The following is a 13,569-nucleotide window of genomic DNA, read 5'->3' on the forward strand; positions in this document are numbered from 1 at the left end:
TTATATGAGGAGGAGATAGTGTGGAAAAGAAATATATTATGGCATTAGATCAAGGAACTACAAGTTCAAGAGCTATACTATTTAATCATAATAGTGAAATAGTAAATGTTGCTCAGAAGGAATTTAAACAAATTTATCCTAAACCAGGTTGGGTAGAACATGATCCTATGGAAATATGGGGGTCTCAAAGTGGTGTTGCTAGAGAAGTACTAGAAACTGCTGGAATAAGACCTCAAGAAATTGCTGCTATAGGTATCACAAATCAGAGAGAGACAACTATTGTTTGGGATAAGAAAACTGGAAAACCTATTTATAATGCAATAGTATGGCAATGTAGAAGAACCGCTAATATATGTGATAATTTAAAAGAAAAAGGGTTAGAAGATTATGTAAGAGAAAATACAGGATTAGTAATAGATGCTTATTTTTCAGGTACAAAAATCAAATGGATACTGGATAATGTTGAAGGTGCTAGAGAAAAGGCTGAAAATGGTGAATTACTATTTGGAAATGTAGATACATGGCTCATATGGAATTTAACAAGAGGTAAAGATCATATAACTGATTACACTAATGCTTCAAGGACTATGATATATAACATTAAAGAACTTAAGTGGGATGAAAAGCTTTTAGAAGAGTTAGGTATTCCAGCTTCAATGTTACCCGAGGTTAAGTCTTCTAGTGAAGTATATGGACACACTGATCCTCAAACTTACGGAGGAGCAGAAATACCTATATCTGGTATAGCAGGAGATCAACAAGCTGCACTTTTTGGACAAGCTTGTTATGATGATGGTATGGCTAAAAATACCTATGGAACTGGTTGTTTTATGCTTATGAATACTGGTGAAAAAATGGTGAAATCAAGTAATGGACTTCTCACGACAATAGCTTGGGGAATAGATGGAAAAGTTAATTATGCATTAGAAGGAAGTATATTTGTTGGAGGAGCTATAATCCAGTGGTTAAGAGATGAATTAAGATTAATAAGTGATGCATCAGATAGTGAGTATTTTGCAAGTAAAGTTAAGGATTCTAATGGAGTGTATATAGTACCAGCATTCGTTGGATTAGGAGCACCTCATTGGGATATGTATTCTAGAGGTACAATTGTTGGACTTACTAGAGGAGCTAATAAGAACCATATTATAAGAGCAGCACTAGAATCTATTGCATATCAAAGTAAAGATATACTTGAAGCTATGCAACAGGATTCAGGTATAGATCTAAAGGAATTAAAGGTTGATGGAGGAGCAGTAGTAAATAATTTCTTAATGCAATTCCAATCTGATATACTTGGAGTTCCAGTAAATAGACCAAGTGTAACAGAAACAACTGCTCTTGGAGCTGCATATTTAGCTGGTTTAGCTGTGGATTTTTGGAAAGACAAAGATGATATTTGTCAAAAGTATTCAGTAGATAGAACATTCAAACCAGAAATGGATTCAGAAAAGTCAGATTATCTATATTCAAATTGGAAAAGAGCCATTTCTAGATCACTAAAGTGGGAAGAAGATAAGTAAAAGACATAAATAATTTAAAAATAAAAAATAAAGGTTTGAGATGAAGAGGACCGCATTAATTTACCTATGGAATGATAGGTCAAATTTAGTGTGGTCTTTTTTATTAATAAAAAAAGGAGGCAGTCTTAATGTATGATGTAGCAATAATAGGGGCTGGAGTCATAGGAAGTTATATAGCAAGGGAATTATCAAAGTACAAACTAAATATAGCTATTGTAGAAAAAGATAATGAAGTATCTAATGGTACAACTAAAGCAAACAGTGCCATAGTCCATGGTGGATATGATGCAAAGCCAGGTACAAAAATGGCCAAATTCAATGCATCAGGGAATCCTATGTTTGATAAGGTATGTAAAGAATTAGATGTACCTTTTAAAAGAATAGGATCTTTAGTACTAGCTTTCAATGATGAAGAAATGGAGGCATTAAAAGAGTTATACAACAGAGGAATAGAAAACCAAATACCTAATGTGGAAATAATAGATAAAGATAAGATTTTAAAAATGGAGCCTAATATAAATAATGATGTAATAGGTGCATTATATTCTCCAACAGCAGGAATAGTTGGCGTATATGAATTAGCTATAGCTCTTACTGAAAATGCAATGGATAATGGAGCAAAGCTTTTTCTTAATAATGAAGTTAAGGACATTAAAAAGATAGATAAAGGATATAAAATATTAACTAATAATTTAGAAATGCAATCAAAATATATAATAAATTGTGCTGGTGTATATGCTGATAAAATAAATAATATGGTAGCCAAAGAAAGTTTTAAAATAACCCCTAAAAGAGGACAATACTATATCTTAGATAAAAGTGCATCAAATATAACTAATCATGTTATATTTCAAGTTCCTAATAAATTTGGAAAAGGAGTTTTAATAGCTCCTACAGTCCATGGAAATATCATAGTTGGTCCAGATAGCCAGGCATTGAATGATGATCAAAGGGATGAAACACAAACTTCCGGTGATAATCTTGACTATGTTAAGAATACCGCTTCAAAGAGTATAGAAAACATACCATTTCATAAAACAATAACTAATTTTTCAGGTCTTAGGGCAGAGCCTAATACAGGAGATTTTATAATTGAAGAATCTGAAGATGCAAAAGGGTTTATAAATGTTGCGGGAATAAAATCACCTGGTTTATCATCTGCTCCATCAATAGCAGAATATGTATTAGATATAATTAAAAATATATCTAATAATTTAGAAGAAAACAAAGAGTTTAATCCTCGAAGAAAAATGATTGTATTCGATGAATTAAGTAAAGAAGAAAAGGCTGAGTTAATAAAGAAAGATCCAAGGTATGGTAGAGTTATTTGCAGGTGTGAAAATATAACAGAGGGTGAGATAGTAGATAGTATAAAGAAAAATGGAGGACCAACAACAGTTGATGGGATAAAACGCAGAGTTAGACCAGGAGCTGGAAGATGTCAAGGTGGTTTTTGTGGTCCAAGGGTGATGGAAATATTAGCAAGAGAACTAGATAAGGATATAGAAGAAATAATGAAAGATGGGCAGAAATCTAATATATTGACAGGAAAAACTAAATCCTAAGATGCTATTAGTATATTTAGAATATAAATAATAGGAGTGGTATTATGTTAAATTATGATATTGTGGTCATAGGAGGAGGACCAGCAGGGTTAGCTGCTGCGATAGAGGCTAAAAAAAATGGTGCTGATAGCATTTTAATTATAGAAAGAGATAAAGAATTAGGAGGAATACTTCAACAATGTATTCATAATGGATTTGGGCTTCATGTATTCAAAGAAGAGTTGACAGGTCCAGGATATGCAGAAAAGTTTATAGATGAATTAAAAAGTCTAAATATAGAATATAAGTTAGATACTATGGTTTTGGATATAACAGAAGACAAAATAATAAGTGCTATAAATTCAAAAGACGGATTTATGGAGATAAAATCAGAAGCAATAGTATTGGCGATGGGATGTAGAGAAAGACCTAGAGGAGCATTATCAATACCTGGAACTAGACCTGCAGGAGTTTATACTGCTGGAACAGCTCAAAGATTTATAAATATGGAAGGATACATGGTAGGGAAAAAAGTAGTAATATTAGGATCTGGAGATATAGGGCTTATAATGGCTAGAAGACTTACACTTGAAGGAGCAGAAGTGCAGGCTGTTGCAGAACTTATGTCATATTCAGGTGGACTTACAAGAAATATTGTTCAGTGTTTAGATGATTTTGATATACCTTTGTTATTAAGTCACACAGTAGTAGATATAAAGGGAAAAGATAGAGTAGAAGGTGTAGTTATAGCTAAGGTAGATGAAAATAAAAAGCCTATACCAGGAACTGAGAAACTTTACGATTGTGACACTCTGCTGCTTTCTGTTGGATTAATACCAGAAAATGAATTATCAAAGAGTGCGGGAGTAGAACTAGATCCAATTACTAATGGACCAAAAGTAAATGAATCTATGGAAACAAATATAAAAGGTATATTTGCATGTGGTAATGTTGTGCATGTTCATGACCTTGTAGATTATGTGACTGAGGAAAGTATGAGAGCAGGAAAAAATGCCGCTAAATTTATAAAAAAAGAAATTACAAGAGATAATCACGTAATAAATACAAAAGCAAAAAAGGGGATAAGATATATAATCCCTCACAAAATAAGAGTTGAAAATTTAGATAATACTTTAGATATGTTTATGAGAGTATCAGATGTATATAAAGACGTAAAATTAGTTATTAAAGCAGATGGAGAAACAATAAAAGAAATGAAAAAGAAACATTTGGCTCCCGGTGAAATGGAAAGAATTAAAATACCAGTTATAAATATAAAGGATAAAAATATTTCTAATATTACGGTTGAAGTTCAAGGGGAGGAGAATTAATATGAAGGAATATGAAAAAATATGTATAGTATGTCCAGTAGGATGTAGACTTACTATACAGGAAGATTCAAATTATGATAGTGGATATAAAGTAGAAGGTAATGAATGTATTAGGGGAGAAAAGTATGGTATAAAAGAAGTAACCAATCCTACTAGAGTATTAACTACAACAGTAAAAATAAAAGGTGCTTTTTATGAGAGAATACCAGTTATAAGCAATGATGGATTACCTAAAGATAAATTATTTCAATGTATGGAAATAATTAATGATTTAGATATAGTAGCTCCTATAAAATCAAATGATGTAATTGTAAGAAATATATTAGATACAGGAGTAGATATTATAGCATCTCGAAGCATGGAAAGAATAGATTAAATTAATGGTTAAGATAAATTTAAAAACTATAAATAAATTACACACTAAAAACCGGATTTACATGAGTCTGGTTTTTTGTGTGTAAAACTAAAATAAATTGAACAAACTTTTCTAATAATATATAATATCCTTAATGTAGATAATTGGCAATTTGGGGAGGTTTGTGGATGAGTAGTAATTTAATTGGATTAATTATATCTTTTATATTTGTTTTTATGATTCTTATATTAGGAGAAATTTTAAATAGATTTACTAATGCGGATGAAGAATTTAATAGAAAGTTTGTACATATAGGTGTATCAAATTGGTGGATTGTAGCTATGTTTCTTATAGATAATATGTACTATGCTATGATACCGCCGATTATTTTTATCATACTTAATTATTTATCTTATAAAAAAGGTGTATTTAGTAGTATGGAGAGAGAAGATAAAGATTCTCTAGGTACTGTATATTATCCTATATCTTTACTTATTTTAGTTTTGTTATTCTGGGAAAGAAATATTTATATAGGGGCTATTGGTATCCTTATCATGGGTTATGGAGATGGACTAGCTGCATTAATAGGGGTAAATTATGGTCTAAACCAGTTTCACATAGGTAAGAACAAGAAGTCTATCATAGGAACCCTTACTATGTTTGCAGTATCTATGATGGTGAGTTTAATTGTTCTTAGTTTTTCAATATCCTTTAGTATAAATATATTAATGATTTCAATTATTATAGCTTTTATTGCTACGGTATTAGAGTTGGTTACACCCTATGGACTAGACAATATTACTGTACCACTTATAAGTGCATTAGTGGGATATATATTAGTATCATTTGATAATAGTATAATAATATATAATTATAGATTTGTTGTAGGTTTAATATTCAGTGGAATTATAGGCATCCTTGCATATAAAAAGAAATCATTAACTAAAAGTGGTATGATAGGGGCTATTGTTTTAGGTACTGGTATATATCTAACTACCGGATTTTATGGAGCTTCTACTATGATCTTATTCTTTATTTCATCTTCAGTATTGAGTCATTATAAGAAGAGGGATAAAAAACAAGTATCTGATCAGTTTGATAAGACGGGGAATAGGGATATGACCCAGGTCTTTGCCAATGGAGGAGTTGGGTTAATATATGGAATATTATATTTAATTTTTGATTCTCCTATATATTTAATGTTATTTACTATTGCATTTGCTGCAGCAAATGCAGATACATGGTCTACGGAAATCGGTATATTGGACAAGAAATGGCCTTTCCATTTAAGGAGTTTTAAAAGAGTACCTAAGGGTACATCAGGAGCAGTGAGTCCCCTAGGGACAATTTCAGGCTTTCTAGGAGCCTTATTAATAGCAGTATATTCCTCAATATATTTTAATATTGTTCTAGAGCTTGATGTAAACATTCTTTATGTATTAATCGTCTCTTTATCTGGATTACTTGGATCTGTGATTGATTCTATGTTAGGTGCTTTTATACAAGGTATATATATGGATGAAGAAAGAAAAGAAACTGAAAAGAAATTCATTGATGGAAAAGAGACGATATTAAAAAGAGGTATAAAATATATTAATAATGATATTGTGAATGTAGTGAGTATTTTCTTAGCTACCTTGATACCTTTAATTATGGTACTTTAATTAAAATATATTTTTTAATAGACTCTATAAGGGTATAAATTAGTTAGAATAAAATATTTTAATTAAAGGTGATGAAAATGAAAAAATTTCACAATAATAAAAATAAATATGTAACTCAAATCGTACTAAAGGTAGAAGATTTAGAAAGGTCTTTAGAATTTTACAAAGATATTATGGGATTTAAAATATTAAAAGAGACAGAAGAGGAAGCGACTTTAAGTACTGATGGTGTAAATCCTTTAGTTATACTGAAGGAGCCAAAGGATATTAGAAGAAAGATAGAAAAGAGAACTGGGCTATATCATTTTGCTCTATTATTGCCGAGCAGATCCCAATTAGGATTATTCTTAAAAAACATTCAGGAAAAAGATCATCCAATAATTGGAGGGTCAAATCATGGAGTAAGTGAAGCAATCTATCTTCAAGATCCGGATGATAATGGAATAGAAGTATATTCTGATGTTGATAGTAGTAAATGGGAATGGAGAAATAATAAAGTAGAAATGACAACTAATCCTCTAGATTATAATGATCTTTTAGCAGAAGCAGAAAATGATACCTGGGAGGGAATGCCTAAGGATACAATTATAGGACATATTCATCTCCATGTAGGAGATTTAAGTAAATCTAGAGAATTTTATATGGATGGATTAGGATTTGATTTAGTTCAAGAAATGGGAAATTCAGCTTTATTCTTATCCTCTGGAGGATACCATCATCATATAGCTATAAATACTTGGAATGGAGTTGGGGCAGAGCCCTTACCAGAGAATTCAGCAGGAATGGAGTATTATAGTATTCAATTTCCTAATGAAAAGTCAAGAAATGATGCTATTGATAGATTGAAGGAATTAGAATATCCTGTAATGAAAGAAGGAGATCATTTATACACAAAGGATCCTTCAGAAAATCTAATTAAATTAGTTATATAATTTAGAAATTTAGTGATAAAACTAAAAAAATTGTGCTTTACTAACTATAGAAACACTTACTGATGTAAGTGTTTCTATTTTTGTATTAGACTATTAGAATATAGAGAAGATTTTAGATAATATTAGATACAATAAAGTGTAATTTATTACCAAATTTATGATATAATTTATATAGAAATGAAATTGTAGTTTAAGTGTATTGTTTATAGTATTATTTCATGTGTTAGACTAAAAACATAAATAAAATGGGGGTAATTATGAATAATCTTACAAAAATATTTGTTGCTTTATTTATTGTTTTAGGATTTATTAGATTAAAGAATTTTAGTATCGTTTTTCCAAATAAGATAGTAAGGTATTCAGTTATGGTAGTGGGTTTAATAGTTGGAATTGTCACTATTATTATGTTATTCGTTTGATAAAAGTATAAAAAGCACCCAATAGTTAGAAATAATGATATGTTATTTCATTTTGAAGCCCACAGAAAATAGTATATATGACAAAATATTGATGTTTTTTAAAGGAATTTAATGCTTTTATATAGAAGCTTAATTTTAGATACAGAATTGTAGAATTATGCGAAGTAAATATAATTTTAAATTTAGGGGAGTTATTTATGAATAAGAAAAAAAGTTTTTAATTGGTTCGATTATTTGTTTATTACCAATTTTGTTAGGAAGTATATTATGGAGTTTAATACCTGAAAATTTAGTTCGCCATATTGGATCTGGTGGTTATAGTTTTTCATCAAAGAACATAGTAGTTTTTTTATATCCACTTCTTTTTTTACTTTTACACTCTATAGTAGTATTTAAACCGGATTGGCTAAATACTCCCAAAAGTGAAAAGAGATATTGGTATATACCTATACTTAGTAGTGCTTTTTTCATTATATCTTTTATATTAAGTATATAAAAACTTAAGATACAATATTTTTAAACTATGCAATATGATAACTTCAGATTGAATTTGTCAAAAGTACTATTATGATAATTAAGAGTATATTTAAAACTTACCAACCAATAGCATATATCTTTATTTCTTTAGGAAGATTTGTTATGACTTATTGGAAAATTGCGTCTATTATCTTTATAATTTTAGGATCATACGGGATTATTAATTTATTCATAGGAAAAAGGAGACCTATTCATATTAAGAAAGATGTTAAAATAATAGAAAAACATTATAAATACTATAGGTATTATTATTTATTACCTTATATTATAGTTGTTTTTTGGGGTATTACTCCTTTTGTCTATAGTTCAGAGGAATACCTTATATTAAATCCTATACATTTTTACTCTCTTCTGACTTTTCATTTAATGCAAATTATAGGAATGTTATTTATTGACTACAAATACACATCTAGATAAAATTTTTTCAGCTAGAAAAACATACAATAAACTACGAAATAGTCAATTAAAACTTATTTAAACAGTATTAAAATCTTCAACTAATACAGCCATAAATAAGAGTTATAGGAGAGGAGATATATATGGGTTATATTCAATTGGGCATGAAAATTTTAGCAATAGTATTTATTGGGATGGTAATTATGAAACTTTGGATGAATTTTGCTGGATATGTGGGTGAAATGTTTAAATTGGGAGATATACTTGTACGTTTAGGACAAAAAATAAGGGGATTATGTATGAAGAAAATTAAATTTAGAGATTTAATAGAAGCTTTTATATTCGCTATTTTAGGTGTGAGTTTGGTTACATATACTGAGGATCCAGTGATGGCTATCATTTTTTCTATACCAATAATTATAGTTTACTATTTGATGAAGAATATCTGGATTAATAAAAGATAAGATTCTTCGCTACGCTTTGAATGACATGCTCGGCGTTCTATAGATAAAGATTAGTGGTAAAAGAAAAGGATACTGCAATTTGCTAGTATCCTAATTTTGATTCTATTTCATATTTTGTGCTTTATTATAATTTGCTATTACTGCTTCTATAAGAGAAGATCTGAAGCCTTTTTCTTCTAGTACTCTTACTGCTTCTATTGTAGTTCCACCAGGGGAGCATACTTGGTCTTTTAATTCACCAGGATGAGTTCCTGTTTCTAGAGCTAGTTTTGCTGAGCCTAGAACTGCTTGGGATATTACCTTGTATGCGATGTTTCTCTTAAGACCTAGTTTTACAGCTCCATCAGCTAAGGCTTCGATCATCATAAATACGTAAGCAGGAGAGCTTCCTGTTACTGGCATTGCTATATCTATGTACTTTTCTTCCAATATTTCTATCTTTCCAAAGGAAGAGAATATTTTCTTTATATCACTAATTTCTTCTTGAGTTAATTCTTCTTCATTATAGGATATTAGAGACATTCCTTCTTTTACTAGAACAGGGGTATTAGGCATAACCCTCATTACTTTTGATTTATTATCTATCATTTTCTTTATTTCTTCTACTGATATTCCAGGAGCAATACTTGCTACTATACTATCTGATGTTAGTTCTTCTTTAATTTCTTCTAGAATTTTACCATACATATAAGGTTTAATAGCTAATATTATAAACTGTGATTCCTTTGCCACCTCTATATTAGATTCTCTATAATCAATTTCTAATTCATTTTTAATTCTCTCTTTAGTACTTATCGTATTAGAATTAAAAGTAATATCTTGAGGTGAATATACTTCTAATAATCCATTCATCATACTATATCCCATATTTCCTGCTCCAATAAAGCCAACTTTGTACATATAATCATCTCCGTTTCTATAGTTTATAAAAAAGAATCAGTAAATCAAAGTAATTTTTAATTAATACTAATTCTTATAGGGTATCTTATTTAAATAATAACATAAGGAAGTGATTTAATGTTAGAAGCTTTTGAATCAATTGTTGATAAAAATAGTAGAGTATTGATTCTAGGATCTATGCCTGGAGCTGAATCTCTAAGACAAAGTAATTATTATGCTTTTCCCAGGAATCAATTTTGGAAGATAATATATGAGTTATTTAATAAAGATATTGATGAGGATTTTGATAAGAGATATAGATTTATATTGGATAACAATATAGCCTTATGGGATGTGCTTAAGTATTGTAAGAGGGAAGGGAGTCTTGATACAAATATAAAAGAGGAAACTTCTAATGATTTTCATGAATTTTTTAAAGAGTATCCAAATATAGAGTATGTTTTCTTTAATGGTACAAAATCACAGCAATTATTTAAAAGGTATATAGGATATGATATTGAAGGAATTAAGGAGTTTCATTTACTCCCTTCTACTAGTCCAGCTAATACTCAAAAGTATGATTACAAGTTTGAAAAGTGGAGTGTTATTAAGGACGTATTAATGTGATGATATATTTTTAAATCCTGTTCAAAGGAGTGCAATAAGAAAGCACTCCTGACAGGTAGTTTTTATCTCACAATATTATAATATACTCTGGCGGTTACTATATATACAATAGCATAAAATAGTGAGAACACTGCTATAGATCCAATTGTACACCATACGAATAAGCTTATATTGGTCAAGTTAAGTATTGCAAGCATTTTAGTAATTACCTTAAAAGCAAAGGCGATATGGATTGTTGCAACAACTAGAGGCATGAAGAACACAGTTAGGATCTGACTGCCTATTGATTTTTTGATTTCTTGATGGCTCATACCCACTTTTTGCATGATCTCAAATCTAATTTTATCATCGTAGCCTTCTGATATTTGTTTATAATATATAATTAATACTGTTGCTAGGAGAAAGAGTATACTTAGAAAAATTCCTAGAAAGAAAAGTCCACCATACAGTGAATAAAAGGATTCCTTTTCTGATGCCACTGATTCTATAAAACTATCAGGATATTTTTCATTTAGGTTGGCACGTAGATTCTTATATATAGCAATAGATTCCTTCTCATCGGTATTTAAATCAAATCCTAAATAATAACTTGGATTAGATTTATTTTTTTCTAAGATTTCCTTTTTAGTTTGATATATTTCTTTTAACACATTCATATCCTTTACTACAATATAATGAGTTCCTATTATTAAGGATGAATACCATCCGTTTTCTTTAAAAGAATTTAGTTTATCTTTTATCTTAAACTTTTTGTCAAAAATTGAAATAGTATCTTTGTTATATTCTTCCCGAACCGAATAAATAAAAATTTCATCATCATTTAACTCTAAAGACTTATTCTCAATTCGATTATAATCTTCTAAAGGTATAAAATTGAGATTAATTAAATTTTTAGTGGAATATGAGATGTCACTATCTACTGTAAAAGTATTATCTTCTTGTCTTGCAAGAAAACTTAAATATCTATAGTCAAACATATTTTTAGCTTCTACCTTATGATTATCCAATATATTTGAAACAGAATCATTAATATTTTCAATATGTTGATTTGAAATACCTTGTGATGTAATCATTATATTTCTTGGGTAACGAGTACGTAATACATCCTCCATACCACTATAAAGGGACACAGTAGAAGAAACCATAACTAGTACTGTGGTGGCTAGTACACAGATACTAGCAAGACCTACCGCATTTTGTTTCATTCGGTAAATCATTCCTGATATAGATGTAAAATGATTGGCTTGATAATAATAGTTTTTATTTTTGCGAAGTGCTTTCAGGATTGCTATACTTATTGCAGTAAACAAGCAATAGGTACCGATAATTACCAATATTACTGCCACGAAGAAAAGATTTATAGCACTTATAGGGGATTCCGTAGTTACGGCAATATAATATCCAGCCCCTAGACACAATAGACCTATAATTACTAGTAACCATCTAGTTTTTGGTTCTTTTTCTCCTACTTGACCACCTTTCAGGAGTTCAACTGGCTTTGCAAGGTGGATTTGTCTTAAGGTATTTAATAATGTTAATAGAAATATAATGCTAAAAAGCACTAATGTAGTAAACATAGCTGATGTAGAGACGTAAAAACCTAGAGTGATTTCAAAGTTTAAAATTTTAAGCAATAGTAGATACATAAGTTTATAAAGTAAGATACCCCCTAGTATCCCTGCTACAAAGCTAATAAATGCTACATATAGTGTTTCGAAGCATATTATTTTTGCAATATGTTTTTTCTCCATACCAAGGATATTAAATAGTCCAAATTCTTTTTTTCTCCGTTTTATTAAGAAGCTATTGGTATAAAAGAGAAAAATTACAGCAAAAAAACCAATGACAAAAGAACCAAGAAAAAGTATACTTTTTAATTGTGCACCACCTGAGATATTATCAAGGTCCTTATTTGCTGATAAAGCATACATGATATAATACATCATCACAGTACCAATACAGGACAAAATATAAGGTATATAGGTTTGGGAATTTTTCTTGATATTTATATAAGCTAGTTTCATATAAAAGAATCTATTCATTTTCTTTCACCACCTGTTGCAATGGTAGTTAAAGTATCGGAAATTTTTTGATACATTTGTTCATCTGTCATAGATGCCTTATAAAGCTGATGGAAAACCTCCCCATCTTTTATAAATAGTACTCTTTTCGCATGGCTTGCAGCTTTTATACTATGGGTTACCATAAGGATTGTTTGTCCTTCGTTATTGATATCTTTAAAGAGACGAAGGAGTCCCTCTGTTGCTCTAGAATCTAATGCTCCGGTTGGTTCATCTGCAAGAATTAACTTTGGATTGGTGATTATGGCTCGAGCAACTGCTGCCCTCTGTTTTTGTCCACCGGATACTTCATAAGGGTACTGATTCAAGATGTCCTCGATCTCTAGCTTCTTTGCAATTGGTTTTAATCTATTGTTCATCTCTTCATAGGATGTTCTGGACAGAACCAAAGGCAAGAAGATATTATCTTGTATAGAAAAAGTATCTAGTAAATTAAAGTCTTGGAAAACAAATCCCAAATTATCCCGACGAAATTTCGAAATATTTTTTTCTTTTATAGACACTATACTTTTCCCATTTAGAAGTACCTCACCACTAGTCGGTTTATCCAGGGAAGCCAGGATGTTTAAAAGAGTTGTTTTCCCGGAGCCTGATTCTCCCATAATAGCAAGGTATTCTCCATTTTCTACAGTAAAGGATACATTAGTCAATGCTTGAACATGATTTCCACCAAAGCGAGTGGTGTATACTTTTTTAAGATTATTTACTTCTAAAATAGTCATATAAAAAACCTCCTTTTTTACTCATGTTCAGTATAACAAAGGACACAATAACCTTGCCATTGCTTTAACTTACATTTCTGATTCTAACCTTTCAA

13 protein-coding genes are annotated in these 13,569 nt (G+C 30.0%); 9 read left to right on the plus strand and 4 right to left on the minus strand.

Features of this window, described 5'->3' with window-relative positions; translation table 11 throughout:
- Positions 1-20 precede the first annotated feature (20 nt).
- The 7 genes from glpK (at position 21) to GOQ27_RS14120 (ending at position 7,768) form a co-directional block, all read left to right on the plus strand.
- Positions 21-1,523: a glycerol kinase GlpK gene (gene glpK / locus GOQ27_RS14090; protein ID WP_350445923.1), complete on the plus strand. Its 1,503-nt coding sequence runs from the start codon at positions 21-23 to the stop codon at positions 1,521-1,523.
- A 128-nt stretch (positions 1,524-1,651) separates the two neighbouring features.
- Complete coding sequence (locus GOQ27_RS14095; protein WP_203367521.1) at positions 1,652-3,088, plus strand: NAD(P)/FAD-dependent oxidoreductase; 1,437 nt, start codon at positions 1,652-1,654, stop codon at positions 3,086-3,088.
- A gap of 44 nt (positions 3,089-3,132) precedes the next feature.
- A complete protein-coding gene (locus GOQ27_RS14100; RefSeq protein ID WP_203367522.1) occupies positions 3,133-4,398 on the plus strand; it encodes an NAD(P)/FAD-dependent oxidoreductase in 1,266 nt (421 codons plus the stop codon).
- 1 nt (position 4,399) lies between these two features.
- On the plus strand, positions 4,400-4,774 hold the full coding sequence (locus GOQ27_RS14105) for a DUF1667 domain-containing protein (RefSeq protein WP_203367523.1): 375 nt from the start codon (positions 4,400-4,402) through the stop codon (positions 4,772-4,774).
- 167 nt (positions 4,775-4,941) lie between these two features.
- Complete coding sequence (locus tag GOQ27_RS14110) at positions 4,942-6,417, plus strand: DUF92 domain-containing protein (RefSeq protein ID WP_203367524.1); 1,476 nt, start codon at positions 4,942-4,944, stop codon at positions 6,415-6,417.
- Positions 6,418-6,494: 77 nt separating this feature from the next.
- On the plus strand, positions 6,495-7,349 hold the full coding sequence (locus GOQ27_RS14115) for a VOC family protein (RefSeq protein WP_203367525.1): 855 nt from the start codon (positions 6,495-6,497) through the stop codon (positions 7,347-7,349).
- A gap of 257 nt (positions 7,350-7,606) precedes the next feature.
- Entirely contained in the window at positions 7,607-7,768 is a 162-nt protein-coding gene (locus tag GOQ27_RS14120) for a hypothetical protein (protein ID WP_203367526.1), read from the plus strand.
- 315 nt (positions 7,769-8,083) lie between these two features.
- On the opposite strand, the gene GOQ27_RS14125 is transcribed toward GOQ27_RS14120, so the two are convergent.
- Complete coding sequence (locus GOQ27_RS14125; RefSeq protein WP_203367527.1) at positions 8,084-8,239, minus strand: hypothetical protein; 156 nt, start codon at positions 8,237-8,239, stop codon at positions 8,084-8,086.
- 626 nt (positions 8,240-8,865) lie between these two features.
- Between GOQ27_RS14125 and GOQ27_RS14130 the strand changes: the two genes are divergently transcribed.
- A complete protein-coding gene (locus GOQ27_RS14130) occupies positions 8,866-9,165 on the plus strand; it encodes a hypothetical protein (RefSeq protein ID WP_203367528.1) in 300 nt (99 codons plus the stop codon).
- A gap of 102 nt (positions 9,166-9,267) precedes the next feature.
- Here the strand turns inward: GOQ27_RS14130 and proC are convergent, their stop codons facing one another.
- The gene (gene proC / locus GOQ27_RS14135; protein ID WP_203367529.1) at positions 9,268-10,065 is read right to left on the minus strand and encodes a pyrroline-5-carboxylate reductase; all 798 of its coding nucleotides are present in this window, start codon (positions 10,063-10,065) and stop codon (positions 9,268-9,270) included.
- Positions 10,066-10,182: 117 nt separating this feature from the next.
- On the opposite strand from proC, the gene GOQ27_RS14140 reads away from it, so the two are divergent.
- Complete coding sequence (locus tag GOQ27_RS14140) at positions 10,183-10,671, plus strand: DNA-deoxyinosine glycosylase (protein WP_203367530.1); 489 nt, start codon at positions 10,183-10,185, stop codon at positions 10,669-10,671.
- A 62-nt stretch (positions 10,672-10,733) separates the two neighbouring features.
- Here the strand turns inward: GOQ27_RS14140 and GOQ27_RS14145 are convergent, their stop codons facing one another.
- On the minus strand, positions 10,734-12,713 hold the full coding sequence (locus GOQ27_RS14145) for an ABC transporter permease (protein WP_203367531.1): 1,980 nt from the start codon (positions 12,711-12,713) through the stop codon (positions 10,734-10,736).
- Positions 12,710-13,474: an ABC transporter ATP-binding protein gene (locus tag GOQ27_RS14150; protein ID WP_203367532.1), complete on the minus strand. Its 765-nt coding sequence runs from the start codon at positions 13,472-13,474 to the stop codon at positions 12,710-12,712. The genes GOQ27_RS14145 and GOQ27_RS14150 overlap by 4 nt, the downstream gene beginning before the upstream one ends.
- Between the last annotated feature and the right edge of the window lie 95 nt (positions 13,475-13,569).

Origin of the sequence: Anaeromonas frigoriresistens, from assembly GCF_016820655.1 — a bacterium.
Classification (GTDB): Bacteria; Bacillota; Clostridia; order Tissierellales; family SIT17; genus Anaeromonas; species Anaeromonas frigoriresistens.